Genomic DNA, 24,279 nt, shown 5'->3' on the forward strand with positions numbered 1-24,279 from the left:
TCCCTCGTCCGCTTCCCTGGTCAGGTTGCGGCAGAGACTATCGCGCGATGCGTCGCGCGCACAGCCTCGCTGTCCGGCACGGTGCCCAACCGAGAGGCAGCCCGCCCGTCACGTGGGAAGCGCCGACGATGAATTGCGGAGCGCCACTCACCATTCTGCGGCAACGGGCTCGTTGAAGAACTGACCGCGCGCCGCCATGCGCGACGGCTGGCGGCGACGATGCCGCTCCGCGACGCGCTTGTTCGGAGAGGCCGCCTTGGCCTGCCTGGGCTCCGCGGCGGGCTGCGCCGCCATGGCAAATGCCTGGCGCGTACCGTCCGGCGCGACTGGCGCCGCCGCGTCTGACGTTGACGCCACAGTTTTGGTCAACGGAATCTGTCGCACGTTGGTGTCGAAGACGATCTTCTCCGGCCAGGTCTGTGCAGAATGAATTCGGGCGATCGAGAGGTCCGGTCCGGTTTCGGCGGCGGCGCTTACGGGGCCGGCGAGGTAGTAGTCAGCGAGGTACAGGAGGGCGAGCAGAGCGCCGCCGGTGAAGACGAAATAGCGGATGAGCGGCATGGGTCCCTCGATCGCCTCGTTGTCGAGGCCCCTGCAGCAACGGGAAAAAGTGGCAATCGTTCCGGTGCGCCGTCGAGCAATCGCGCGAGACGCTCAGCCGCCCACTGGCATTCCGCTTGCTGCACGGCAGTCAAATCCCTCAGACCCGCAGTGGGTCTGTCTCATCGTGAGGCGATCATGCACCCGACGTCCCGTTTCGAAGCGACCATGCCGACACAGCTCCACGCATTGATCTCCGACCTGCGCTGGCGCCTGCGAATGATCGACGCCGACATTCTGGAGGAAGAGCGGAAGGCTGGAATCTGCGATCCCCAGAACGTCGCCTACCCCATGCTCGCGCACAACCTGCGGGCTCGGCGCGAGAATATCCGGGTGAGCGTCGCCATTCTCGAAAGCCGGCTTGAAAAGCAATCGACCGAGTGGCCGCGCGCGGCCTGATGCGGCGACGGGCCGAGCTCCAGACGCGCGCTAACACGAAGGAACTCCCGTTGCCGATCTGCAACGGTTCCCGTCCGTCTGAAGCCGGACAAAAGAAACTCCCATTGCGGCCACGAACCCCTCTCACAACGCCGTGAGACGAGCAGGGGAACGACGATGCGTGCGCAACGAGTCTGGGTGGTGAACGGGGCTGCCAGCGTCGAGCAGTTGCAGACCAGATTGGACGATCTGAACAAGCGGCTCGGTCAACTCGAGACCCAGCACCCCGAGAGCTGGAAAGTCGAAGAGCTCAGATCGAGCGCCCTCAGCCTGTCGCGCGAAATCGACGATATCCGCTGCGCCGAGGCGACGGCCGCACTGAGCGAGCTGCTGCGGAAATAGCCGCGGTTCGCGATTCGCCCGTCGCGCAAGGAACCAACGCCGCCTCCCCGCCATTGCCATGCCGAGCATGGAGCAAGATCATGACCAGGCACCTGACGCGGGCCGATCTCGTGCGCGGCGTGGCCGGCGCGGTATCCACGCTGGTCCTGTGCGCGACGATGGCCTTCACCATCGCGCGCCACTTCGCGCTGTAGAGCATTTGGCGCTGTGAGGTATTTGCGATGACGTCCGACCCCGAGGAATCGGTCAGGCTGCAAGGCTACGGCGAGATGACGTTGCGCACAGCCGTCGCGACGCTGATGGCGCTCGCACCAGGCGAACGATCCGACGCAGCGATCTTCCGCGTCCGCGATGGCGTGCGGCTCGCATCGAGCGAGGTCGCAGAGCTAGCGTCGGAATGGGGCATCACGCCAACGCCGGAGATCAGGTCTCCGAACCTCGTCCCGGAGCAACATTGGACACACGTCGTTCGCGGCATGGTGCGCGAGGCGCCGCTGCCGGCGCTGATGGTGGCGTTCATGATCGGCGTGCTGGTGGCGCGGCGGTAGTCCTCTGACCTAGCTTACAACGCCGAGTCATTGATATCGGCAAATGCCGAGCCATGCCGCTCACACAAGCCGCCCTGCCCGGCCAAATCGGCCGTGGACCCGCCCCGAAAATCGTTGCAAGAAGGCGCTCCCGGGCGCCGGCGGCCGGTCCGCCAAGCCATTGGGAACGAGCCTTAGGAAAACGTCGACTTTTGGAAGAATGGTCGGAGTGGCAGGATTCGAACCTGCGACCCCTGCGTCCCGAACTCTGTGACTGCCAGCTAAATCATTGATTTATTTGAAGTCGACTAACCGAAACGACGCGAACAGAAGCGGAAAATGCAGGGGTAGCGTTACCGTAACGTTACCCGGTTTGCTGACGCGCCACTTCGAAAGTCAGTTCCGGCTGCTCGACGATGAACGTGCGGTCAGCACAACTAGCGACAAACGTAGCGGTGGCGGCGTAGATGCCGTCCTTCAATTCGGCCGGGAGCCTACGCGCGATCTTGAGCGTAACCGGAGACGGGTCAGGTTCGCTGCCGACCGAGAGGGTCTCGTGGTCGACCCGGACGCCGTCAGACAGGCGTGTGATCCTGCGTGTCATCGTTGTGGGGCAGACCCTGCGCTTTTGCTTGGTTACCTGAATGATAATCTCCCCGCCCGGCTCGGCTTCGGGGGTCACCATCTCGGCCGAGAAGAAGACAAGCGGGGGCTCGGTGGCTGCGTTCGCATGGTCGCCGGGCGGGAAAATGGTCAAGGTGCCGATCAGCAATGCCAGCGCCGCGGACCCTACTAAGGTCACCCGGTTGCGGCGGCCCCGCGCTCCCCGCAGCGCCCGCAGCGCCCGCAGCGCCCGCAGCTCGGCTTCAGCAAGCGCGTTGCGCAGATCGAGGTTCTCTTGTTCGAGTTCTAAGACGTAGGTGTCTTCGTCTTCAGCGGGGCAAGCGGGCATCTCCGTGCTGCTCTGAGTCGGCAGCACGATCACTTCGGCACTCATGGCTTGTCGATTCCATTTTTGTTTGACGTTCACCCCAGGCATCGTTGCCTGATTTTCCCGAGGCAGCGGACCCTACACGTCAGGCCCGTTAGGTGACAACTGCACACTTCGTCTTAACTACACCGGGTGATTACGGTGCTTAACAATATGGAACCGCGAGACTGAGTGTCTTAGCCAATCAGCCACGAAACGCCCGCACAGGCCGCGAGGGCGAGCAACACGGCCGTGACGCCGAGATGGCGACGAGCGAACCGCGCTCCGTCGCGCAGCCCCAGGAAAAGGCCAAACAGCACGAGCAGGATGAAGAGAGCCAGGAGGATGCCACCGGCTACAGCGAGCATGACAGGTGCTCCAAGTCAGAACTGACTTACGCCGCCGCGCGCGAAGACTTCCTCGCGCTAGACGGGTTGCCCTGGGAAGAGGCTTCGCGGATCATGCGAAGGACTTTGAGAGCTGTTTCAGCATCGACTTCAGCGTCGATAACAAGGCGCGTCTTACCGTCGAGCGTACTGGTGGCAGTCGCGTATTGGGGGCTATCCCCTTCGCCGGGCGCGGGCTGCAAGAGTTCTGAGGGCTTCACTCCGAACGCTTTGGCGATGTAGGACAGGTTCGCTTCGGTCGGCTCGTTCGCCGCGCGCAGGTAGGCGCTTATCAGGTGGCGGCCGAGCACGAAACGCTTGCGGGTCTTCTTGTCGATGTGGGAGTCGGGGACGAACTTGGAGGCGGCGTCCGCAAGGTCTTGGCCGTTCCAACCCTTCTGCGTCATCAAGCGCTGAAGTCTCTGCGCAAAAGCCTCAAGCCTCTGCTCCCGGTCGGGGTCTCTACGTCGTGCGGGCATATGCATTGCCTTTGCTGTTCTACGTGGTTGGGTCGTGAAGTACCGCGCTTCACAGTGAGGAAAATCGAAATTGGTTAACGTTGATTAAAGAACTCACAATTCATAGCCGTTAGCCGATTCGCCTGTCAAGCGGTTTTGTAAGGCTGGTCAGATGACTCGACCTCACCGGACCTCACAAACGCAAAAAGACCCTCCCCGGTTTCCCGGAGAGGGCCAGATTCTGCAAGGGGTTGGCACCGTCCTAGTTGGGGACAACGTACGCGTAGACACGCCCCTTGGGGTAGACGGCCTCCCGTACCCGGCCACCGTTGTTGCCGGAGATCAAGATCGGGTTTCCCGAGGCGTCAACGCCGGAAACGATCCCGACGTGCCCACCTCCCCGCCTCGCCATGACTGCGATCGCGCCGGGCTGCGGTCCTGATACGCGCTGACCATATCCTGCAAAGGATCGCGCCGCATCCGAGCCAGTGCCGCTATGGCCCGTGTGCGCCAGGACCCAATTGACGAAGCGAGCGCACCACAGCGAGCCGCGGCCGTAGACAGCGCCGTTGCCAATCTGGCTGCGCGCTTCCGCAACGAGTGATCCGCCACCAGCACCAAGATGCCAGCCAGCGAACAGACCAGAACCGCGAGCAGCTTCAGGAGCATCATGCCGACGAAGAGAAGCACGGCGAGCTTCATGTTTGTGTCTGAGGGACTGAGAGACATGGTGTCCTCGCGAGTGATGGTGCAGAGGCTTTGCGTTGGCAACCGCGCCGCACGCGAGCACAAGCAGTGCAATCGCAACAGCCCATGCAGCGATTTTCGCTAGGTCCATCAGGTACGGGGGACCGTACTTAGACTCGCTGCGCTTCACGGTTACTGTGCAGTCGCACTCCGGCCTGTGCTCGTGACAAATGCAGTTCATGCCGCCTCCATGGTGGGGAGGATCAGTCCTCCGTTGGGTGAATAGATCGAGCCCTCGCCTTCGCGACCGACGACAATCGGCTGCTCTCGCAGCAAGCCGAGCTTCTCGTGGAAGACGACGAAGTTCTGCTGTGCGGGCTCAAGGTCGGCGCGGATGCTCTTGGCAAATTCACTCGGGCCGATGAGCGAGCCGTTGCCGAAGCCCCAGGGCGTAATGACGCGCGTGTGGAAGTGGCCGCTGAAGATGAACCGCACCGGCCTGCGCTGCTGCGCCTCCGTCAGGATGATCTTCTTGTGGCCCTTCACGATGTTGGCTGCGGGGCCGATGAAGCCAGTGCCGCCGCCTGCGCTCATGCGGTCGCCGTGCGTGAGCAAGGTGGGCCAGCCGACGATGTCGAAGTACGCATCGAACGCGCGGGTCGAATAGAACTTGAAGTTCACGTACGGCCGCAGCGCCGCCTCGACGAAGTCGAAGACCAGCGTGTCATACGACTGAAGCGCAGCCAGCTTTGCGCGCGGCTTGCCGGGCGTCGAGCGGCCGTGGTTACCCGGCACACCGATGAAGACGATCTCGACCTGATGCTTCCAGTGCTCTTCCAGGGCGAGGGACCAATAGAGCGCCCCGCTAGAGATATTCCTTGCAGCCTGCTTGCACTGCTCATAGGCGGTGCCGTAGTCGGTCTCGGCCAGCTCGGGGTGCAGCCCGTGGCCGCTAATGAGATCGCCACCGAGCAGAATATAAATTCGGAACGGCGCACCGTCCGACTTCGGCCAGCTCTCAGTCGTGAGGATAGTGGAGGTCGAGAACAGCCGGGAGAAACGCTTCTCCGCGATCTGCTTGTCGAACATGTTCACGCCCATCATCTCTTCGAGGTTCACGACTTCGCCGTCGTGGGTGTCTGAGAGATGGAGGACTGCGGCCTGCTTGCCGCGTTCGCCCTGCTGATAGATTGAGGGCTTGCAGATCGGTTCGACCGGCTCGAACGACAGGCCGAGGATCGAGTTGCGGTGATCCTCTGCGGATGCAAGCCGCGCAGTCAGCTCCTTGATCTGAGCCTTGTGGAGCTTCTCGTTCTGCTCGTACCGATGCTTCTCGACGAGGTCGAGGCGCTGCGGCTCGGCCTTCTCGACGCGCACGACTTCAGGCGCAGGCACGACGTTCGGCTCGTCCCCGCCCGTGATCTTGTGCTCGGCGCCGCCTTCGAGCTGTTTGCGGACGGAACGGATCAGGCCAAATTCGTTCAGTCTCCGGCGAACGGTATCCTTCTCGATCTGCATGGCTTCGGCCGTGCGGTCGAGGTCGCGGGTCGCGAGGTAGTGCAGAACGATTGCCTTATGGCCCGGCAGCGCGTTCGAGAGGTTGATCTTGATCGGGTCTGACAATGGGTCCTCGGATGGTTCGGGGCCTGTAAGGTATTCGTATCTCACAGACCTCACAGAATGGTCAATTTAAGGGGCATACGAAAAGAGGCCGCGACCCCCGCTAAGGAGATCGCGGCCTTCGGCGTTTCGAAAAGCTTACTGGCCTATCAGCGCCGAGCCTATAGCAGCGCAACGTGATCCAGCCGGATCGCCCACACACGGATTCAGCACGTTCCCGTTCTCTGAGTGCTCATTCCACGCGTAGATCAGGATCGCAGACGCCGGGCATACGCCGGGGTTAGCCTGCACGTAGGACACTGCCGCCTGTATGTGCGCGGTCAACTGCGCGTTTGTCGGCGCGATCACGTACTGATTGGTGCCGTAGTATGGATTGGGCTTTGAACCCTTGAACACCGGCCGCACAAGACGAGGCCGTTGGTCGTAGCCGGTCATGCACAGCGGCACCACCGGTTTGCCGAGAGCGGCCATAGACGACCAAAACGATTCTACTGTCGGCTCGAATGTCGCCCACGGGACCGCAAGGCCGTAAGGAGGTGGCGCGATGTAAGCGCAATTTGCGTCTGCACCGATGCCGTTCAAGACCGTAGTGTCTAGCCCATTCATCACGACGATATAGGGCGAACCAAGCCCAGCGCCTGCGCATGCGGTGCGCAAAGCGGTGACGAAGGCCGCGTAATTCGGGAATGATCCTCCCCACGTCGAAGAAAAGGAGCTACTAGACCAGTATATGTAGAGCAGCGGCCGATTTCCGAGTACCATCTGGTAGTTGGATGTCTGGAAATCCGTTACGAGAGCAGAAACGGCGCTCGCATAGCTCCCTGTAGCTCCGGCCAGAGGATCGCCTATGATCGAACACCATTTGATTAGGTTGTTGCTTGTGCTTGCTTGGTAGTATTGCAGCCCGTAACATCCGTTAGGGTCGTGTACGTTCGATCCGAGGTTCTGGCGGAAGAAGGCCCAATACTTTAACCCGGCTGTGACCGCTGCGGCGATCTCCGCATCGAACGTTGCTTGCGTGTCGCCCCACTGCCCGGTGTTTGCACCCGAAGATACGAAGTGTTTAGGCGCTCGCGAACGGAAAGTCGCAGTTTCAAGGGCCTGCAACTCTAACAACGCCGTGCTGGTCGCGCCGCCGCCACTAGGCCCTTGATACTGATAGTCCCAACGGATTGCTCCTGCTATCGTCGTCATCCGTTTGCAACCTCACTGTTATCCACTCTGACTGACCATCGAACGCTGTTACCCGCCGAGCTGGTACAAGTGATCGTCCCCGCACCGTTCGTAGTGTCCACCCCAAGCGCAACTGTCCACGACGATGCCCCCGTGCCTGATGAGAAAGACGGGGCTCCGGTGCCGGTCGACCCATCCACTGTAATCGTAGACGCTGATGAACCCCGATTGAACATAGCGGTAATAAACCACGAGGCACGCGCGCCGTTAGTTGTGTCGCGCGCAGACACGATGATGCGGCTGGCTATCGTCTGGTTGTTGATGAGTTGCAGGCCGTTGAACGTGTTGCTCGCGCCACCAGAGGCGGTAGCAATCGCGCTGGTAGCCCCCGAAGTGGCGCATGCAAGCGCCTGTTCGGCGATTTGCGTCGTACCTTTGTTGCTTCCGAGGGCGGCTGACCCGTGAACGCGCTTGCCGTTGATCGCGTTGTCGTACGCGCTGTTACCGCTCACGAAGGAGTAAGAGCCTCCTGCCTGCGTCGCATTCCCGACAGCCCCAGCGGCAAAACCTGATGCGTTACAAAACCGACCAATAGCGTAGGTTCCGCTGTTGGAAGCCGCCCCGCCCGGTCCTAGCAGCACACCAGCCGTACCAACCGGCAACAGTCCTACGGGAACGTTCGCGCCCACCACGGCGACCGCAGCCAAGTAAACGGCACCTCCGTAGACTGAAGTCGCTTGCAGCGATGGATAGGCGTTCACGTATCCGCTGGGGTCGGTAAGGCTCAGCAATTGGCCGGAGCCGTTGCCAAAATTAAACCCGCCAGTGCCTTGTGCCGCGAAGGACCCGGTCACGTTTGTATCAGCGCCTTGGGCTAGGAGAGTCGGAGGCACACCGGCTTGGGCACCGACTGCTGTCCACTTGTTCACAGCTTGGGGCTGATCAGACCACGAAAACTGAGCTGAACCGTCCACGCCTAGTAGATTAGTCCCAGGCGTGTTTTGATCTACAAGATACTTCCCGATGAAACCAGGATACAGACTCAGGGCTGTCAAGGCCCGGATTAGCGCGCTCGTAATCATGAGCGAACCCACGCGCTGATGCCAGTCAGCTTCCCGTTCGTGTAGGTGTAGGTCTGCGTGCGCGTGTGCCCGTCCGCGTCGACGAAGCTGTCGGTCGCGAGCGTGCCGTCAGTGTTGTAAGTGAACGTGTGCGCGAAGTCGTCCGGCCGAATAGCCATGCCCGCGCTGTCGATCATAACTGTCTCGATGGCTTGCAAGCTCATCGTTATCCCCTTTGTTTAAAGGCAAAAAGAAAAGAGGCCGCAGCGATTAGGCTGCGACCTCTCGGGGTCTCCGGCGTTGGTCCCGTCTGCCGGGCCGGATTACTTTGACTGATAGGCTGAGCGCTGATCGACGAGGCACTCGCGGACCTGTGCGAGCGCATCGTTCGCCAGGAGCAACGCCGCCTGGGTTCGCCGCAGAACTACGCGCCGCATCATCGGTCGGCCCTTCGCGTCCTTGACGCCAGGGACCGGCACCTCAACGGCCAAAGACTCGCAGTCGTTCGGCAAGTCCACGGCGAGCTTGGGGCTTAACGTGGGCGCGTTGCTTGAGAGCGTTAGACAGCCACCGAGCGTCGTCGTCATCAGTAAGCTCGGGAGGATGAGCAGCCTTGCCAGAAGCCGCCTGTAGGAGCTGTTGGGTTTCATAGGTCTTGACCTGTTGTTCGAGTTCGTCTTTGCGCTTAGCAAGCGCACCGAGGCGGGAGTCAGCGTCGCGCTTCATCTCGGTCTTGATGTCGGCGTCGCGCTGCACGCGGGCCTTCTCGGCCTTCTGCTCAGCCGCGGCCCACTTCGCTTCCCACTTCGCGTTGAGCGCGCGGTGCTCATGCGCGACGCCGACGAGGAACATCAGCAAGCCTGCGACCAGCGCCGCTCCGACCGGAGTGGAGATGAAGTCGCAGAAGCCTTTCCAGATGCGCCCGGCGAGAGCCGCCAACGCGGCTCTCGTGAAGTACGATGCGATCCAGGCGAAGATCACGCGACCGCTCCCGTGCGGTGATCGTCGACCCGTGCTTCGATGATCTGCTTCGCGTACTTGACGACGAAGAAGCCAGCGACCACGAGCACGATGGCGACGAGGATCGTAGTGGGGTTGCCGATGATCGGCTCGACGAAGCCGTGGACGCGATCCCACAGCGACTTCGCCTGATCGACCTTGTCGACGACCTCTTGGGTCTTACCAAGCAGGCCCTCTTGCTCGGCCGCGCCGCCGAGCCCGAGCGCCGTGCCCGCAGCGATCTTCGCTTTGCCGAGCAGGCCGACGCTGTCAGCCGTGTCGACCACACGCGAGTCGCCGCGCAGATCGTCAGCGGTCGCGTTCACACGCGCTGGAGCCTGCACGCGATCATCCGCGCTCTCCAACGCTTCCATGGTGGCAGCGTCGAGATCGCCGCTCTCCGGCAGGCCCTCGTAGTGCTGGAAGGCGTTCACGGCAGCGACGGTGTTGGCGCCCCAAATCCCATCGGGGGTGCCGACCATCTTGTAGCCCTTGGCCTTGAGCTGAGCCTGGACGGCCTTGAGCTGCTCGTGACTGAGGGACTGATAGGCCGGAGCCTTCTCGCGTCCCAGGACCGTTTCGAGCTTTCGGGTCCACCGCTTGTCGGCGGCGGCCATGCGCGAGTCGTATTGGTTCTGCGCATAGCCCGGCCCGTTGTAACGCTTGGCGAACGTGCTGAAGTCGCCCTTGTTGAGCGCTTCAACCAGACGCTTCGCCTTGATCTCGCGGATCAGAACATCGAGCTGAGCAGGCAAGCCACCGTCGACCATGTACTGCACGAGCGCGGTAGCGGACGCGAAGCCAAGCTCCGTGCCGTTCTCGCCCATCGATTGGCCGAGGCCCCACGAGGCGGAAGCGTTGGCGATCTCTTCGTGGATCGAGCGAGCGCGAGCAATGAGGGCCAGCCGCATTTGCGAGGTGCGCTGATCCTGATACTGCGTCTTGCGATTCCACTTCGGGATCGCCAGACCGGCAGACACGAAGGCTTTCAGCCATGACGAGCCAGCGGCGCGTGCGTGGCGATAGGCGACGTGTCGCTCGTAGAGGAAGCGGGGAGTTTTGCCATCGGCTTCGAACGGAGACCCGTTGGTCTCGCACTCGACAACGGCAAGCAAGCGCGTCGGCTTGATGCCGCCCTTCCGGGCGGCGTCGACGATCAGCTTGACTATGCTGTCACTGAACATGTGGTGTCCTCGATTCGGGGAGGTGTGAAAGCAGAACGGCCGCCCCGAGGGACGGCCGTTTCTGCAAAGTTGGTCGAAATAGTGGGTATCAGGCCGCGATGGCCTCGAACGCGGCGTCGATCTGCGCTGTGGTCGTGATGGACGCGCCGAGTATGCCCGTGACGACCGTGGCGAACGTCGAGAAGCAGGCTTGCACATGCGCGAGCACGGCGTCCGAGATCGCGATAACCTGAACGGCGGTCAGCGTGATAATGGCGCCGTCCGTCGCGACCCAAGGGGTCGTGAACGCGCTGTCTGCGGCCGCCGCGATCCGGGCGCCCATTATCATCTGCTTGGAACGGTCATCGGTCGCGACCTTGACGCCGGAGACGGTGATGCCTCCGACCTCCAAGTTGTAACGCACGGTGGCCGCGTAAGCGACGAGCGCGGTCGGGAACGTCGGGGTGATGTTCGGCGCGCGGACCTTCAAGACCTCGATCAGCTCGGCTTCAGACGCGAGGCGACTCGCGGTGTTTCCGGCATCGAGCCATGCGATGTAATCGTTGTCGCCGGACGGCACGTACGCGTTGGCCGCGCTCGACCAGACGCGCGACGCGTCGGCCCCGAGTACCCAATACCAGTTAGACGGGTCGAATTGAATCATTGTCGAAGCTCCTTTTACTTACGGGAGGTACTGACCGCCCGAGCTGGTCGAGCCAGCCGAGCTGCCGGGATAGTAGTTGACGCCATTGCCGAAGCTGTCGCAGACGCCGTTACCCGTTACTGAGTAACGGACACCCGTCGCGGTGCCGGTGATCGACCCGAAGATGATGGCGGTGGTCCCGCCCGCCGACGCCGAAATAAATGCGCCAGAGAAACTGACACCCCCCGTAATCGTGAGCGCGTAGGTAGAGAATAGCGACACGATGTTGCCGCCGTGACTGTTAATATGCGAACCGGCGCTACCTGAGATTCGTACGGGACCAAGCATAGCAACACTGCCCCCGTAGGTAGCGGCCACTTGCGCGGACGGACATGTCCCGAACTCGATATTGTAGTAACCGATCTGACACCCCGCGCCAGCGGCCCACAGGCAATTCCCGGCGTCGGCTCCTGCGGAGTTCACCGTACCCGCGACCTTGAAGCCGTGGATCAGCCAGTGAGACCCTGTTATCGCCGAGATCAATCCGCTACCAACAGACGGGTTGATGAAGACGTTCGCCCAATTCGTGTCGTTACCGACCAGCTCGGCAGTGCCGTTGATGCTGACGGCGGGGAGAGAAACGCTCTCGTTGTAGGTGCCATCGGCGACATGGACCTTGGCGGTAAACCCGTTGAGGTCGAGAAGACTGACCGCCGTCACGCCTTTCTGAATCGTGCGATACGGCGTCGCGGGCGTGAGGCCGTCGTTGGTGTCGAGGCCGGTATTGACGTTGACGTAGATGTCGCGGGTGGCTACCAGCTTGTTCGGGTTGGGCGCCGACAAGGCCACGGCGACCATCGCGCGATAAAGCATGGTGTCGTCAGCGTCGTCTAGCAGGATGCCCGCCGTGCGGACGGCGTAACGGAGGTTGCCGACCGTGGTGTTAAAAAAAGCAGCGGTGGCGAACGTGCCATCCTTCGCGCCTGCGGCCGTGCAATTCTTGAACCATGTGTCGGTGCCTCCGCTTGCTTGCGGATCGGCGGGCGGGCGCACGGTGGTATAGTTCGGACCCTGCGGGCCGAATGCGGTTGCAGTCATGGATTACTCCGTGTGGGAGGTTTAGGCGAAACGAAAAAGCCGTCGCGGTGAGAGCGACGGCTTTGTTTGGATTCGGGGAGATCGGGCGCGCTAACCCATGATCTCTTTAAGCACCATCGTCGCGACGGGATTGCCTGCCCCGACGTTGTCGGGGAAGTTGACCGTATTGACGTTATCCGAGTTTCGAATTGCTACTGCGTAAGTGGGCGATGCGACGTTCGGTTTATGCAGCCAAGTGCCAGAGCAAGGCGCGCTTTGGAAATTGCCTACCGGAAACATCGAGGTATAAGGCGCCTCGGCGAATGTGGCCCCGTTCATCAGCACCGCCGCGAATGCCCGGTTGCTCGCTGTGTCGGATTGAACGCCGCCGCTGTAGCTGCCCTCAACCAGATTTGCGATGCTCTGCAAGTTAATCTGCTGCGCGGCCGAAGTCGGCGTCCATGTGGAGTTGGAATTCGTAGCCGTAATGGTGTTGACCGGAGGCATGTTAACGGCGGAAACGATCTCGCCGGGTCGCTTCATGCCAGCCGTGAAGAGCGTTGTGTAATTGGGGACGGTCCATGTCCCCGCCGTCGCCAACGGAAGCCACTCGCAAAACCCGATGAACCGCCAAGGTGCGGCGGTCGTGATAGGCGTGTTGGTGCAAAATGCTTTCGCGCTGTTGGCCGGTACAACGGTCGTGTACAAAAGATGTTCAGGTGGGCAGACAACCCCCGAATTGTCGGAACATTTTATCGCCCCGAGACGAACGACGCCGAGGTCGTTGTGCGCGGTGATCCACAGTCGGACGCCATGATTTGCAGCCGTCACTCCCATCGTGCTACCCGACCCAATCACCAGCGATAGCGCCGAGGTGACGGCGATGCGGGTATACGCGCCGGGTATGTTGGTGTCACGAAAGAAGAAGAACACCGGGTCAGACGCGCTAGGGTCAGCTCCGGCGAACGTCTTCACCGCAAGGGTTAGCGCCCCCGCCGCAGCGGTTGCGCGCAGCGTGCCGTTGCTCATACCCGCCCAATCGCCCTTCGACTGAGCGGTGACGCCGGTCAGCAAAGAGCCATCAGCTACAGGCAGTCTATTCAGGCTATCGAGCTGCACGGGGTTGGTAAGCCCAAGGTTCGCGAGCCCTTGCGCCTTCTGCAACGCCGAGAAGACTTGGGGCGCGTCCACGCGGAGCCTCATGCTCAGCGCGCTTGTCATCGTGGTCGCGAAGTTCGGGTCGTCGCCGAGAGCCTGCGCAAGCTCGTTTAGCGTGTCGAGCACGGCGGGAGCACCGCCCGCAAGCGCAGCGAAGATCGCCCGATAGAGCACGCTCATGTCGCCAGGAGTCGCGGTGATACCGGACTGACTGACGAGATAATCGAGGTTGCCTATGATACGGTTGTAGAACGCCGCGTCGAGCACCGTGCCGTCGTTGCGCCCCGGTGCCGAACAGTCTTTCACCCATGTCTGCGCGGTGCCGTAGCGTTGACGAGCTGTTCCGCTCGGCAGCTCCATCGCCGCGTTAGAGTTCTGCGGCCCAAATAGTGCGGTCATGATGGTTGGATCACTTTCACGTTGAGTATGGTGTGCGCGGGCTTGATGCGGTCCAAGAAGCACAGAGCAAACGTCGGCTGCGCACCCACAGCGCTATCGAGACAAAGGGGAGTGCCGCCCGCCTGTGAGCCGTCAGTCGTAAACAGCGGGAGCCCCACCATGAAGTTTCCGGCCGCACTGATGGGCGTGTCAGGATCAGATGGTGGATCGGAAGCGGCCTGTTGAGCTTGGGATGCGCCGATGTCTACGGTAACTTCCCAAACATAGGCATGCCCCCACTCCGAATAGTTGCCGCTGTCGTCAGTTCCTCGCAGGAGGGCATTGACGGATTGACAAGGTGTCGTGTCGGAGGGGACGCCCGAGCGCGGACACTCGAAATAGATCGTCCGCCCTAGCTGCTGACAGAAGTCGGTGCTGGTAACTGCGGGCGGCTGATGGAAGTCGTAGTAGCCGCAAATGAAGCAACACGACTCGTCAGTGTCCGGCCCCTGCCCGAGATTGCTCCCAGGCACCGCGCAAGACGCGCCTACAGACTTTCCGTTTTCCCACACGGTAGGATCAGGGTGCTCAACGACTTGGCCGAAGTGACAGACATCTCGCTGCCCGTAACCGATTAGGCTTCCCGTGCCGACGTACGTCGGCGTCGGGCCGAGTGGTGTACAGCCCACCTCGAAGCAACCTGCAATTGGCTCGTTGATGTTGACATCTTCGCAGCCGATTACCCAGCCTGAGAGCGCCGCCATCTGCACGAAGTAATCGCACGTTGCGCCCCCTTGCGCCGCGACCTTCAGGCAAAGGTTGTTACCGTAAGGGTCGCAGGGGTCGCCGATTCCGTACTCTGCGATCCATTGGTCACGAGACTCGTTGACCGTCGCGCAAAAGAACTCGTCGACGTAATCGCAGAGACGCGAGTACGTCCACCCGAGCACATTTGAGAAAGCTCGCCAATATTGGTATTGGACAGTGCCCTCGACGTTCACGGCGTGGAATGCAGGACCCGGAGGCATAAGGCCCTGCACGCCATTAAGCGCTTCGTCGGTTGTCCGTGGGCACCAAGTCTCAGAGGGACCTAGCGCTACAGTCATCGTCCTAGCTTCCTTCAGGCATGAACGTTACGCTACGGAGGCACGGCATCGTGCCGACCGCGAACGAAATGTCGGTAGAGGGGGCAACCACTTCGTGGTGCTGTTCACCCGTGGCATTTCCGACCGCCTGCCACACAGCCGAGCGGTACAGAACGAACGGAGCGTCCGGCAGGCCGACCGTGGCTGTTCTGCGGAAGAGCGATTGCAGCTCAGCCGCGACGGCCTCCCGCACGTCCTGCGTATCGGGCGAGAGATTGCGGATGACAATGTCGATGCAGTCAGCGATAGGTGCCTGCACGATCACGTTAGCCGTAACCGGCGCTACGCTATCGATATACGACTGAACTGCGTCCACGTCGGCCTGTTGCGGGATGCCAGCGATGTACGTGTCGTCCATCAAGAACCACACGCCGACCGAGCCCTTGCCGAAGGCGTTGCCTTTCGCGAACACCCGCGTCACGCCCGGCAGTGAAAGCCCCCACTGCACGTAATCGCTCTCCGCGCCTCCGTGGGGCGGGTAGCGCTTGCGCATAAGGATACGGACGCGGAGCTGCTCGTCTGTCTCCTGATCTGCGCCTTGACCGAGGCCGTTTTCGTCGACGTTGACAGACGCAACGCCGCTCAGCGAAGTGTCAAGCGGCGTGCCGTACGTGGTGTTGCCGCTCTTCCCGGCAGCATCCGCCACGACGGGGACCGTCGCCGTTAGCGACCACTGCCCCACGTCCACGGCCTTCGTGGAGGTGAAGGACGCGCCGTCTGAGCGGGTGAAGACAGTGCCGGACGGCACCGCGAACGGATAGCTGGTGACTGCAACGGTGACGCTGCCCTGCGCGTACGATGCGGCTTTGCGGCCGATGCCGTAGTCTAGGCCGTGGCGATCCAGCTCATAGCCGGTAGCTGTCATCGCGAAACGCTGACGGTCCATCCACTTCAGACGGCCGAACACCTCCCACACCGCGCCGCCGATGACCTTGGCGCTGACGTAGATGTTGTTGGGCCAGACCCAGGCGTCGGTGCCGGGCGTCTCAGCGCGGAATGCGTTGCGCGCTCGCTGCACCATCGCCTTCATGTCAGGCATTTGGAAAGCCATTTTACGGAAACTCCTGACGCCAGATGCGTTCGAATTGTTGCTCGTAGATTTTCTGCCCGTCCTGGCTGTAGGCGCGGACATCGAGCACGAGGTATCCTTTGACGATGTCCGGCGTCGCGACGACTTCGAATCGGGCTACTGCGCCCTGGTCGATCAACGGCTGCAACGCTTCGTACGCGTAGCTTTCAGCCTTGCGAGCCGTTTCGTTGTTGAGCGTCGAGCGCATGAGCAGCCACAGACGCGAGCCAATTCGCGTCTCGTTCTCTTCGAGATCGACGCTATCGCCCCACCAACCCTTCGGGTCGGCGCCAGACGGCAGCACGTCGTAGGGTTCGGCTCGCCGCCATGTGAACAGGCTGATTAGGATCGCGGTGTTGAGCGCATGATCCGCGGCGAGACCGTACGCGTTGCCGGGTGCGCTCGGCCCTGCGGCCTTCCAATCGCACACGAACTCGCCGAGATCGCTTTCATTCCAATAGGTGTCCCACAGAAGGAACGGCTGCTTGTCCGTTCCTTCCGCTTCGCGAATGCGAATGTCCATGTGATCCCTTTATTCGGCGTAGACCTTCGTCGCGCAGCCGCCCCCGCAGAGGCCGACAGGCAGCACCGCATTCTCGCCGAGCAGAATTTCGGCAGCATCGACAACGACCTTCTGCGGATGCTTCACGCTGATCTGGTTGTCGTCGATCTTGACGATTGCGTCGCCATGCTTTGCCTGGAAGAAGTCAGCCGTGAGCGTGACGGTCGTCTTGCCCTTGGTGATCGTGATGCTGTCTTCTTTGAGGACGATGCTCACGTCTTTGTCTTCACCGGCTTCGGCTTCCTTGCCGTTGTCGCCGCTCTGCCCCGAGGTCGAGCCCTGCCCGCCTTGGCCCTGGCTGTCCTTCAAGCCCTTGCCGATACTGAGCTTGATGTTCTTGGCGTGCGTGATGTCGAGCGTCTTCTTACCGAAGAGCCGGATGGCATCACCCTCCGCGTTGTAGAGGATGGTGTCGCCCTTCGGCAGGTTCTTCGGACGCTTCTTCGCGTGCTCGCCGCCGAGCGCGACGAGCAGGTCGCGACGGCCGCCGAGACCGATTGACAACATGTGAGCTTCGTCGACGGAATGCGAAGAGAAGCCGTGCGGATAGACCCGCATGATCTGCGTGTGCTGCTCGTCGGCAAGCCCGTCCGCATCGATCAGTTGAATGTCTTTGCTGTCGTCGATCTTCTTGATTAGGTAGCGGTGCCCGGAGTTTCGGTGCGTATAGTAGTCTTCCATTAGAACCCACTCCACGGGGATTGCGCGCCGGACCCAGCGCCGCCGCTGCCCATGCCCGTGCCTTCACCGTCGAACGCCTGGGGCAGAACGAGGGAGAGCTGCGCGTGCGTGCCGCTACTCCCGTTGTCCTGGGAGAGCGACACGTCCTTGATGAGCATTTGCTGACTCAATTTGAGGGTCGGCGACATGACGTAGACGAGCCCATTCGCGACCCATAGCTGACCGGCGCTGTCGAACCACGACTGCGTTTTGATGCGCGCGGTGACGCTCTCGCCCTGCTGCCGATTCTTGTGGTGCTTGGCCCGGTTCTTCGCGCTGTCGTCGTCTATGTCGGTTTCTTGGTGAATGTGTTTCGGCAGATGGCGCCTAACCGAGCTGTCCTTCTCGGTCGCGACGATCTGAAGCGACTTCTTGTCGGTGCCGAAGACGCGCTGGCCTTTTACCTTGTACTCGCTGTGCTGATCGGTATCGTCGAACGTGGCGCTGCCGCCGAGGATGTTGAAGCCTTCGATCAACGGTGAGTTCTGCCCGCCCGTACCTCCCTTGGTCAGCTTGATCGACCCGTCCGGCATGCCTTGCAGGAGCTGCGGGAAACGCCGCGTCGCGCGTTCGACGGCTTCGAATACGGTCTCGTTGGGGTTGAGCCGGAAATACTCGATCTGCTTCTGCTGGATGTCCGACGAAAAGCCGACGCCCTGCTTGTCGAGTTCTTGCGCGATCTGAAGCGGGGTCTTCTTTCTAAATTCCCCCTTCTCGTGTTCGGCGGCGCTCTTCACGGAGTCGAAGCCCTTCGATGAACCACTCACCTCTACGGTGTGGTTCTTCGCGTCGAAACTCGGGGTCATCGTGTTGATGTAGCCGGTCACTAGAAGCTGGCCGTTGGCGAGAACGGTAGCGGGGGTGCCGGGCATGAAATTCCAGGCGAGGTCTTCGCCGAACGCTGCATCTGTGACGGTGAATGCAAAGGCGCGAGCTGCTTTGTTCGCCGAGTAGCTGACGGCTGCACGCTCGAACGCGGTGTATTCCATCCCTCCAACGATGAACGATACTTTGGTGGTTTGGTCGGTCATTGCGGGCTGATCCTCAAGGCGAGGACGCCCGCACGGTTACCGCGCGAGCGCCTCGAAGGTGGACGGCATGAAGGCCGGATTGACCACGTCGTTGCGGTCGGAAAGCTCTTCCGCCCGCGCTGCGTTGTCGTAGAGACGCGCCGCCCAATAGAGCGACGGCTTGTTCATTGGGGCGTTGATGGTCAGGATCGGCACGATGCTCGCCATACGCTCGCTGATTGAGCGGACGGCCGCGTCGCGAGCGCTGAGCATGATGTTGACAATCTCGTCTTCCTCGAACATCGCGATCTGCGCGTTGAACAGCTCCACCACGTTGGCCCGCGCCTGGATGGCCTCGGCTCTCGTGCGGAACGTCTTTGCTGTGATCGCCTGCGCCAGCTTCATGAGCGCGAAGCTTCGGACTACGCCGCAAAACGCCGCGGCATTCGTTGCATCGGCCGTGTCTGATTTACTGACCGGCTTGGCGGTCGGGCCACCCGAGAACGCGTTCGCCTGCGCCTGAAGCTCGGTAAGACTAATCTCGTCGACGCTCCACGCCGCAAGCGCGCTAAGCGAATTGACGGCGTCGTCCGGCGACTGCGAGTTGCCTAGCGTGTTGATCGCATAGGCGACCATCGGTACGATTGCCGCCGCGCCGCTGGTGATCGTCACACCAGCGCTGCTAACCTGCGTTACGCCCGTGTCGGTGGCGACCTTGCCGATGACTGCGCTTGCGAGCGGTTGCTGCGCCAGATAGACCGACTTGTCCGTACCGGGCTGCGCGTACGCTTGCGCGTTGTGGTAGATGCTGATCCCCGCCTGGACAGCATCCGTCGATAAGTCCGCGTCGGCGGAAGGCGCGCTCTCTACCGCGGCGATAATGTCGCTCGCAAACGTTGCGATGCGGTTGAGCTGGTTGTCTGCCACGTATGACAGGACGTTGTCCGTTACGGCCTTGGCGTCGAAAAACGAGGTGAGCATCGGGATCGCAGAGTTGAAGATGCCGCCGATCATGCTTTCGAGAACGCCGACCGCAATCGGCGCACTGAAGTTCTTCGACTTGACGAACTCCATTTGCACGCCGTAGAAGCCGCACTCGTCTTTCGAACGCGACACCGAAAGCGTTAGGCAAGCCACCAACGTCGGTGCTTCAGTCGGCAGTTGCAGGATCGCGGGGCCGCGCGCCGTGCAGGCCGCGACCAGGGCGTCTTTCTGCGCTTTCCAATCGTCTCCGGCCAGATAGCCTGAAACCGAGAACCGCGTCGCCTTCTGGCCGAGGTCTTCGACGTAAGGATCATCGCGGTTCGGATATTCGTGGACGACATCTCGTCGACCGTATTCGCCTTTGTCGTTGGCGACAAAGAACGCTACGCCCCGAAACGATGCGGGGCGTAGGTCGTCAATGCAGATACACGTCATTGCCCTGATGTCCCTGTGCTGGCGCTAGGCTTCGTGCCGTTGTCGCCAGGGCCTTGCATGCTGGTGCCGAGCTTGCCGTTGAGCGACATGTTCGCGACGCTCTCCGCGCGCTGCACGAGCCGCTCGAAGTATTGCGACGGCCGGAGTTCGAGCTGCACGTTGTTGTGGACCTCTGCCGATCCCGTAACCGTTCCGGTCACGTCGATCTGCTTCGAGGTCGACGACCCGCTGCCCCAATTGGCCTCCTTCGTCGGGGACCAAGTCGTAGCGGAGTCTTGCCACCCTGCGCTGCTCGTGCCCATGGAGGCGTCGAGCCCTTTGACACCGCCAGCGACGATGTCTCGTGGCTTGCCGCCCCACAACCTGTTCTGGCGGCGAACGCGGCCGTACTCGGACGTTAGCCCCTTCAGATCGAGGTCGGCTTCGGAGCCCTCCCCGAGCGTGGCGCCGTAGATGTCCTTGGTGCCGTAGTAGGCATCAGCCGCGAGGCCGAGCCAACCTAGCCCCTCGGCTACACGACCCAACTTGCTGAGCTTTGCTGCGGGCTCCACCCACTTCCCTTCAGGGAACGTCGGGTTGCGCATGCTGCTCGGGATGAACGGATTCTCGTGGGGCGCGGCCTTCCAGCCGCCCTTCGCTGCTTCCGCGGCGGTTGCACCACTCGGCAGTCCGGGCACTTCAGGCACCTTGCCCTTCAGTCCCGATATGATGTCGAGTGCGGTCTTCGCCCCGTAGGCTGCGCCGCCTAGCGTGGCGAGCGCACCAGCGGCCGTAACCGCCTGCTTGGTCGTATCGCTCAGCCCGGCGCCCCAGGTTAGAATGTCGCCGCCTGTACGCATCAGTGAGGTGAGCCACGACTCGTTGGCTTTCACCAATTGGTTCGTGAAGTTGTCAACCGACGCTTCGAGGCGACCCATAGCAGCGGAGAGGCCCTGCATGCGCTCTTCAGCGATCTTCTGCGCGTAGCCGGTCGACTGCTCTTCGTCTTTTTTGTACTCGTCGTACTGCTTCGGGTCGAGCGAACCGGCGCGACCACCCTGCTTGTCGCCGAAGATTTTGATCTTCTCTTGCTGCGTAGCGTTGTGAAGGATGTTCTCGTACAGCTCGCCAGCTTTGATTTTCTGCATGCCGATGTCGCGCAGCCGCAGCATGTGCGCAACGATCTTCGGCACCTCGCCCTTGTCGAACGTCTGACCACTCTCTTCGAGTGATTTACGGGCCGCTGCGGCGAATGCAGCGCGGCTCGCGTACACGTCGTCTTCCGGGTTGTCGCTTTCGCGTCCGGCCTTCACCGCCTCATTGAACGCCGCGATGCCCTTGGCCGTCAGCCTCCGGCCCTTGCCGTTCTGCGCGAGCGCGCGGTCCATCGCCTCCGGCGACAGATCAGTGCCACCCGTGAAGTCGTCCAGCGTCTTGCCCTGACGGGCGAGCATCAGGGACATAGCGTCGCGACCCATCGTGGTCGGAGCCACAAGGCGCGAGGACGCGGCGCGCATGAACGTACCCGCCTGGGTGCCGTCAATGTTCGCGCGCTTGAAGGTCATGCCGGTCGCGTAGACCTGTTCGGGCGTAAGGCCCGCCGCGTGCGCAGGGGCCATACCGTAGATGTTGAGCTGCTTGATGTCCTCCGGGGTCATCGCGCCCTTCTTGGCCGCGATGGCCGCCATGTCGGCAGCACGCATCGTTTCCAGGCGCGCAGACGCGGGGTCCTTCAGATGGATGCCCTGGCCGAACACCGCGCCTTCGATCATCTTACCGGCTTCTTCAGCGCTGGTATTCATCGCGCGACCAAGCACGATAGATGCGTTCGTCGCGGCCTCCGTGATCGGCGCGCTGAATGCTCGGGTCGTGAACACTTGCTGCGCGTGCTTGGTGTCGAGCAACTTCATGCCCCACTTGTCAGCCGCGACCTGCATTTGCTTGTCGAGCATCGCCATGTCGGCGCTGCTGTAGTTGCCGACCGCCTTCTGGTATCGCGTCTCGCTTTCGAGCGGCGCGTAGCGCTTGACCGCCTCGACACTGCCGTGTGCGATCTTCGAGGCGGCAACCCCCGCTGCCAACCCGCTGATGCCCTTCCAGGCGGCGTGAATGCGGTTGGCGAGGGTTAGGTGTTCTCTCGCAGCGGTGTTCGCCTTGTTGAGGCCCGCAGCGTATTGATTGACGCCGGAGGGGTCGAGCTTCCCGGCATCGATAGTCTTGGCGAGCTGTTTCGCTTGCGCCGCCAAGGTCTTCAGAGGCCCTGACATGTTGTCGATCAGGCCGACCACTGCGGCGGTCTGGAAAGTCTGCATATCAGGAGCCCCTATGCTTGAAGTAGTCGTCTTTGTTCGCAACGATCAGATCGCACCAAGCTCTAATCTCTTCGTGCGACGACATCGCCCGGATTTCCGATGGCGGCATCCGGGCGACGACGAAGAGAAACCTGATGCGATCTCTTATTCCCCCAAGCGATTCCACTCGTCGACGACCGCGGCCGTCAACTTGTGGAAGTCGCCGCCCTTGAGACCGCCGAGCACGACTTCGTCGTGGCCGGTCATCATGGACGCGAGTTTCATGACCACGTCGTATCGATACTCATGCACGACCTCTTCGCCCACGCGGGCGATCTTGATCGGGGACTGTCGCGCTTCGACGATGTCGCGAGCGTCGAGTTCACGAAGCGTCAGCTCCGAGACCTCGCCTTTGTGAGTCTTCAGCGGCCGACTCAGCGGGATCGGTTCAGCCATTGGTTACCTCAGTAGTTTTCGTAGGAAGCGGCGTTCGACGTGATGGTGAGGCCGGAGATTGCGCCGGTCTCGGTGTCGAGCTTCGGCCGACCCACGACGATTGCCTTGGTGAAGAGATACCGACGCCGAACGTCGATCAGTTCGATGGTGACATCGAGCGGGCATCCCATGATGTCTTCGATCCGCATGCCGCACGAGTCGGACAGAACGATCTCTGCGCTCGCGGGGACGGGCTTGGTCGTGACGAAGATCGTACCGTCCTGATTAGACCCGACCGAACGTTCGAAGTTGATCGGCTCGACGGTGACTGACGAACGCGCCGACCATCGCTGGCCGTTGGCGGTGATGATGACGCGACCGCCCGCAGCGCTACAGCATTCCATGTCTTGTCTCCTAAACGCGAAACGCCGCCTCGATGGGCGGCGTTTTCGCTAAGTTGGTGTGGGTGGCTGTTAGGCCGTGGGGTATTGCAGGAACGAGGTCGCGTTGACCGCCAGCACCCGCAACTGATTGACGTGATCGAGCGGCAGGTAGGTGTTGACGCGGTTCGGGTCCTGCTGATCGCGTTCGACGACGATCAACTGCTTGAACAGCTCGGAGTTCTCGAACACGCCGATGTTCTCAAGCTGCTTGTACGCGTGGATGAACGCGTTGCGGATGTCGTCGACAGTGACGAAACCCTGGATGTTGTTCGGGTTGCTGTCGACCAGGGCGGCGCGCGGGTACATGGAGGTCATGTACTGCATGATGAACGGCAAGCCGTACATGAGCTGCGCGATGGTGTTGATGTCGAGCCACGACTGATCCGGCGAGCCCCACGCGTTGCGCTGGTACGTCGTAATCAAGCGGTCGATCTGCACCTCGCCGTCCTGCACGCGATAGCCCGAGGCGCCAGCGTAGTAGAAGCTCTGACGCTGCACGGTGCTCCACTGATCCGCAACGTTCTTCGGGGGCAGAATGCCCTTGAGAACGACGGTCTGAAGCGGACGCGACAGTTCGGGCGGGGTCTGCAAGTGCTCGGCGACCTTGCCGCCAACGGCAGCGGCCCACAGGAAAGTCGGCTGCGGTGCGTTGTTGGTCGGCATGATCGACGTGTGCCAGGAGTTGCGAGCAGAAGTGAAGGTCTGCACCGAGCCTGCGCTGCCGTTCATGGCGCTGATGTTGTGCCCGTAGCGCTGCGACATCGGACCCCACCGGCTGTCGAGCCACGCTTCAATCTGCGTGAGCATCGCGCCAGTGCAATAAGGCGACACGATCCAATCCCACTGATCGTCGCCCATGTTCGAGATCGCGTTGGTGATGTCGGGATCGCCCGCACCGCCCGTGGGCTGCACGATGGTCAAGAGCTGGTCGGCGGCATCGCCGTCGTCGGCGTAGATGCGCGTCTCGATGCGGATCGAGTTGCCGAGGGTGCCCTTGTTGACCGCGGTCAGGTTGACCTTCGCCGAGTCGGTGCCGTCGATGGCCGCCGACATGAGCATGGTCTGGCCGTTCGAGGTGAAGCCCACCGCACCGTTGACGGCCGCCGCAATCGCGGTCGCGACATTGGCCGCGGTCATCAGTGCGTTCACGGGGACGGAGATGCGATAGCCGCCAACGTAGACGACGATGCTAGTCGAATATGTCGGCAGCGCCGACTTGATCGAACCGACAGCCGCGGACGCGCCGCCCGCGTCGGACAGCGGAAGGCACCAAATCTCCTGAAACGGAGCCTGGGTGCGCGCCATCTTATACATGGCCGCAAGCATGGAGCCCGGCCCGAACAGACCGTCTTCACCCTGACTGACGACGATAGGCTTGTCGGCGACAGCGCTACCCGCGGTGGTCTTCTGGCCCAACAGCACGAGGCGCTGGATGGACTGATAGGGAGCTTGCCCCGCATTCACCTCGAAGCGAACGAAGGGGACCCGGATGTTGCCCGGAATCTGGTTAAACTGGATCGGCATCT

The 24,279-nt window shown here is 61.8% G+C and carries 27 protein-coding genes and 1 pseudogene; 3 read left to right on the forward strand and 25 right to left on the reverse strand.

Going from position 1 to position 24,279, the window contains the following annotated elements; all coding sequences use genetic code 11:
* Positions 1–147: 147 nt before the first annotated feature.
* The gene (locus AC0L30_RS24910; protein ID WP_473405402.1) at positions 148–561 is read right to left on the reverse strand and encodes a hypothetical protein; all 414 of its coding nucleotides are present in this window, start codon (positions 559–561) and stop codon (positions 148–150) included.
* Between the two features lie 258 nt (positions 562–819).
* Here AC0L30_RS24910 and AC0L30_RS24915 point away from each other — a divergent pair, with 258 nt between their 5' ends.
* The 3 genes from AC0L30_RS24915 (at position 820) to AC0L30_RS24925 (ending at position 1,928) form a co-directional block, all read left to right on the forward strand.
* The gene (locus tag AC0L30_RS24915) at positions 820–999 is read left to right on the forward strand and encodes a hypothetical protein (protein ID WP_371261319.1); all 180 of its coding nucleotides are present in this window, start codon (positions 820–822) and stop codon (positions 997–999) included.
* Positions 1,000–1,155: 156 nt separating this feature from the next.
* Positions 1,156–1,380 carry a hypothetical protein gene (locus tag AC0L30_RS24920; RefSeq protein WP_007594875.1) on the forward strand — a complete coding sequence of 75 codons (225 nt, stop codon included), beginning with the start codon at positions 1,156–1,158 and terminating at the stop codon, positions 1,378–1,380.
* Positions 1,381–1,601: 221 nt separating this feature from the next.
* Positions 1,602–1,928, forward strand: a complete 327-nt coding sequence (locus AC0L30_RS24925; RefSeq protein ID WP_219678648.1) for a hypothetical protein — start codon at positions 1,602–1,604, stop codon at positions 1,926–1,928.
* Positions 1,929–2,271: 343 nt separating this feature from the next.
* On the opposite strand, the gene AC0L30_RS24930 is transcribed toward AC0L30_RS24925, so the two are convergent.
* The 24 genes and pseudogenes from AC0L30_RS24930 to AC0L30_RS25045 form a co-directional block, all read right to left on the reverse strand.
* Positions 2,272–2,937, reverse strand: a complete 666-nt coding sequence (locus AC0L30_RS24930) for a hypothetical protein (protein ID WP_473405403.1) — start codon at positions 2,935–2,937, stop codon at positions 2,272–2,274.
* A gap of 137 nt (positions 2,938–3,074) precedes the next feature.
* On the reverse strand, positions 3,075–3,245 hold the full coding sequence (locus AC0L30_RS24935; protein ID WP_473405404.1) for a hypothetical protein: 171 nt from the start codon (positions 3,243–3,245) through the stop codon (positions 3,075–3,077).
* Between the two features lie 26 nt (positions 3,246–3,271).
* Positions 3,272–3,673, reverse strand: a complete 402-nt coding sequence (locus tag AC0L30_RS24940; RefSeq protein WP_473405405.1) for a hypothetical protein — start codon at positions 3,671–3,673, stop codon at positions 3,272–3,274.
* Between the two features lie 310 nt (positions 3,674–3,983).
* Positions 3,984–4,559 carry a TIGR02594 family protein gene (locus AC0L30_RS24945; RefSeq protein WP_473405496.1) on the reverse strand — a complete coding sequence of 192 codons (576 nt, stop codon included), beginning with the start codon at positions 4,557–4,559 and terminating at the stop codon, positions 3,984–3,986.
* An 86-nt stretch (positions 4,560–4,645) separates the two neighbouring features.
* Positions 4,646–6,031: a hypothetical protein gene (locus AC0L30_RS24950; RefSeq protein WP_473405406.1), complete on the reverse strand. Its 1,386-nt coding sequence runs from the start codon at positions 6,029–6,031 to the stop codon at positions 4,646–4,648.
* A 135-nt stretch (positions 6,032–6,166) separates the two neighbouring features.
* Positions 6,167–7,222 carry a glycoside hydrolase family 71/99 protein gene (locus AC0L30_RS24955; protein ID WP_473405407.1) on the reverse strand — a complete coding sequence of 352 codons (1,056 nt, stop codon included), beginning with the start codon at positions 7,220–7,222 and terminating at the stop codon, positions 6,167–6,169.
* Positions 7,219–8,055, reverse strand: a complete 837-nt coding sequence (locus AC0L30_RS24960) for a hypothetical protein (protein WP_473405408.1) — start codon at positions 8,053–8,055, stop codon at positions 7,219–7,221. The genes AC0L30_RS24955 and AC0L30_RS24960 overlap by 4 nt, the downstream gene beginning before the upstream one ends.
* Before the next feature lie 224 nt (positions 8,056–8,279).
* Positions 8,280–8,486: a hypothetical protein gene (locus AC0L30_RS24965; protein WP_473405409.1), complete on the reverse strand. Its 207-nt coding sequence runs from the start codon at positions 8,484–8,486 to the stop codon at positions 8,280–8,282.
* A gap of 256 nt (positions 8,487–8,742) precedes the next feature.
* Positions 8,743–9,243, reverse strand: coding sequence for a hypothetical protein (locus AC0L30_RS24970; RefSeq protein WP_473405410.1), 501 nt, complete (start codon positions 9,241–9,243; stop codon positions 8,743–8,745).
* Entirely contained in the window at positions 9,240–10,445 is a 1,206-nt protein-coding gene (locus AC0L30_RS24975) for an N-acetylmuramidase domain-containing protein (protein WP_473405411.1), read from the reverse strand. Before AC0L30_RS24975 ends, AC0L30_RS24970 begins: the two co-directional genes overlap by 4 nt.
* 88 nt (positions 10,446–10,533) lie before the next feature.
* Positions 10,534–11,088 carry a DUF4376 domain-containing protein gene (locus tag AC0L30_RS24980; protein WP_473405412.1) on the reverse strand — a complete coding sequence of 185 codons (555 nt, stop codon included), beginning with the start codon at positions 11,086–11,088 and terminating at the stop codon, positions 10,534–10,536.
* 18 nt (positions 11,089–11,106) lie between these two features.
* Positions 11,107–12,165: a hypothetical protein gene (locus tag AC0L30_RS24985; RefSeq protein ID WP_473405413.1), complete on the reverse strand. Its 1,059-nt coding sequence runs from the start codon at positions 12,163–12,165 to the stop codon at positions 11,107–11,109.
* A 90-nt stretch (positions 12,166–12,255) separates the two neighbouring features.
* Positions 12,256–13,701, reverse strand: a complete 1,446-nt coding sequence (locus AC0L30_RS24990; RefSeq protein WP_473405414.1) for a hypothetical protein — start codon at positions 13,699–13,701, stop codon at positions 12,256–12,258.
* Complete coding sequence (locus AC0L30_RS24995; RefSeq protein WP_473405415.1) at positions 13,698–14,681, reverse strand: hypothetical protein; 984 nt, start codon at positions 14,679–14,681, stop codon at positions 13,698–13,700. The genes AC0L30_RS24990 and AC0L30_RS24995 overlap by 4 nt, the downstream gene beginning before the upstream one ends.
* A gap of 109 nt (positions 14,682–14,790) precedes the next feature.
* A complete protein-coding gene (locus tag AC0L30_RS25000) occupies positions 14,791–15,876 on the reverse strand; it encodes a baseplate J/gp47 family protein (RefSeq protein ID WP_473405416.1) in 1,086 nt (361 codons plus the stop codon).
* A gap of 1 nt (position 15,877) precedes the next feature.
* Positions 15,878–16,417, reverse strand: a complete 540-nt coding sequence (locus tag AC0L30_RS25005; protein ID WP_473405417.1) for a phage GP46 family protein — start codon at positions 16,415–16,417, stop codon at positions 15,878–15,880.
* Positions 16,418–16,426: 9 nt separating this feature from the next.
* Positions 16,427–17,137 carry a phage baseplate assembly protein domain-containing protein gene (locus AC0L30_RS25010; RefSeq protein ID WP_473405418.1) on the reverse strand — a complete coding sequence of 237 codons (711 nt, stop codon included), beginning with the start codon at positions 17,135–17,137 and terminating at the stop codon, positions 16,427–16,429.
* Positions 17,137–18,207, reverse strand: coding sequence for a phage baseplate assembly protein (locus tag AC0L30_RS25015; RefSeq protein ID WP_473405419.1), 1,071 nt, complete (start codon positions 18,205–18,207; stop codon positions 17,137–17,139). Before AC0L30_RS25015 ends, AC0L30_RS25010 begins: the two co-directional genes overlap by 1 nt.
* Positions 18,208–18,243: 36 nt before the next feature.
* Positions 18,244–19,200: a hypothetical protein gene (locus AC0L30_RS25020; RefSeq protein WP_473405497.1), complete on the reverse strand. Its 957-nt coding sequence runs from the start codon at positions 19,198–19,200 to the stop codon at positions 18,244–18,246.
* A 150-nt stretch (positions 19,201–19,350) separates the two neighbouring features.
* Positions 19,351–19,605: pseudogene (locus tag AC0L30_RS25025) on the reverse strand (DNA circularization N-terminal domain-containing protein); the annotation flags it as partial.
* Positions 19,602–21,872: a phage tail tape measure protein gene (locus tag AC0L30_RS25030; protein WP_473405420.1), complete on the reverse strand. Its 2,271-nt coding sequence runs from the start codon at positions 21,870–21,872 to the stop codon at positions 19,602–19,604. The pseudogene AC0L30_RS25025 and the gene AC0L30_RS25030, both read right to left, overlap by 4 nt.
* A gap of 168 nt (positions 21,873–22,040) precedes the next feature.
* Complete coding sequence (locus AC0L30_RS25035; protein ID WP_473405421.1) at positions 22,041–22,331, reverse strand: phage tail assembly protein; 291 nt, start codon at positions 22,329–22,331, stop codon at positions 22,041–22,043.
* 8 nt (positions 22,332–22,339) lie between these two features.
* Positions 22,340–22,714: a phage tail tube protein gene (locus AC0L30_RS25040; RefSeq protein WP_473405422.1), complete on the reverse strand. Its 375-nt coding sequence runs from the start codon at positions 22,712–22,714 to the stop codon at positions 22,340–22,342.
* 69 nt (positions 22,715–22,783) lie between these two features.
* On the reverse strand, positions 22,784–24,277 hold the full coding sequence (locus tag AC0L30_RS25045; RefSeq protein ID WP_473405423.1) for a phage tail sheath subtilisin-like domain-containing protein: 1,494 nt from the start codon (positions 24,275–24,277) through the stop codon (positions 22,784–22,786).
* Positions 24,278–24,279 lie beyond the last annotated feature (2 nt).

It is taken from the genome of Bradyrhizobium sp. MI1.11 (genome assembly GCF_055811255.1).

Excerpts from the sequence above, each read along its gene's own strand:
- AC0L30_RS24990 (WP_473405414.1), bottom strand. The coding sequence starts at position 13,701 with ATGACCGCACTATTTGGGCCGCAGAACTCTAACGCGGCGATGGAGCTG.
- AC0L30_RS25010 (WP_473405418.1), bottom strand. The coding sequence starts at position 17,137 with ATGGAAGACTACTATACGCACCGAAACTCCGGGCACCGCTACCTAATC.
- AC0L30_RS24925 (WP_219678648.1), top strand. The coding sequence starts at position 1,602 with ATGACGTCCGACCCCGAGGAATCGGTCAGGCTGCAAGGCTACGGCGAG.
- AC0L30_RS24955 (WP_473405407.1), bottom strand. The coding sequence starts at position 7,222 with ATGACGACGATAGCAGGAGCAATCCGTTGGGACTATCAGTATCAAGGG.
- AC0L30_RS25005 (WP_473405417.1), bottom strand. The coding sequence starts at position 16,417 with ATGGACATTCGCATTCGCGAAGCGGAAGGAACGGACAAGCAGCCGTTC.
- AC0L30_RS24985 (WP_473405413.1), bottom strand. The coding sequence starts at position 12,165 with ATGACTGCAACCGCATTCGGCCCGCAGGGTCCGAACTATACCACCGTG.
- AC0L30_RS24965 (WP_473405409.1), bottom strand. The coding sequence starts at position 8,486 with ATGAGCTTGCAAGCCATCGAGACAGTTATGATCGACAGCGCGGGCATG.
- AC0L30_RS24980 (WP_473405412.1), bottom strand. The coding sequence starts at position 11,088 with ATGATTCAATTCGACCCGTCTAACTGGTATTGGGTACTCGGGGCCGAC.
- AC0L30_RS25020 (WP_473405497.1), bottom strand. The coding sequence starts at position 19,200 with ATGATCGGCGGCATCTTCAACTCTGCGATCCCGATGCTCACCTCGTTT.
- AC0L30_RS24910 (WP_473405402.1), bottom strand. The coding sequence starts at position 561 with ATGCCGCTCATCCGCTATTTCGTCTTCACCGGCGGCGCTCTGCTCGCC.
- AC0L30_RS25040 (WP_473405422.1), bottom strand. The coding sequence starts at position 22,714 with ATGGAATGCTGTAGCGCTGCGGGCGGTCGCGTCATCATCACCGCCAAC.
- AC0L30_RS24915 (WP_371261319.1), top strand. The coding sequence starts at position 820 with ATGATCGACGCCGACATTCTGGAGGAAGAGCGGAAGGCTGGAATCTGC.
- AC0L30_RS24945 (WP_473405496.1), bottom strand. The coding sequence starts at position 4,559 with ATGGACCTAGCGAAAATCGCTGCATGGGCTGTTGCGATTGCACTGCTT.
- AC0L30_RS25045 (WP_473405423.1), bottom strand. The coding sequence starts at position 24,277 with ATGCCGATCCAGTTTAACCAGATTCCGGGCAACATCCGGGTCCCCTTC.
- AC0L30_RS25000 (WP_473405416.1), bottom strand. The coding sequence starts at position 15,876 with ATGGCTTTCCAAATGCCTGACATGAAGGCGATGGTGCAGCGAGCGCGC.
- AC0L30_RS24935 (WP_473405404.1), bottom strand. The coding sequence starts at position 3,245 with ATGCTCGCTGTAGCCGGTGGCATCCTCCTGGCTCTCTTCATCCTGCTC.
- AC0L30_RS24975 (WP_473405411.1), bottom strand. The coding sequence starts at position 10,445 with ATGTTCAGTGACAGCATAGTCAAGCTGATCGTCGACGCCGCCCGGAAG.
- AC0L30_RS25035 (WP_473405421.1), bottom strand. The coding sequence starts at position 22,331 with ATGGCTGAACCGATCCCGCTGAGTCGGCCGCTGAAGACTCACAAAGGC.
- AC0L30_RS24920 (WP_007594875.1), top strand. The coding sequence starts at position 1,156 with ATGCGTGCGCAACGAGTCTGGGTGGTGAACGGGGCTGCCAGCGTCGAG.
- AC0L30_RS25015 (WP_473405419.1), bottom strand. The coding sequence starts at position 18,207 with ATGACCGACCAAACCACCAAAGTATCGTTCATCGTTGGAGGGATGGAA.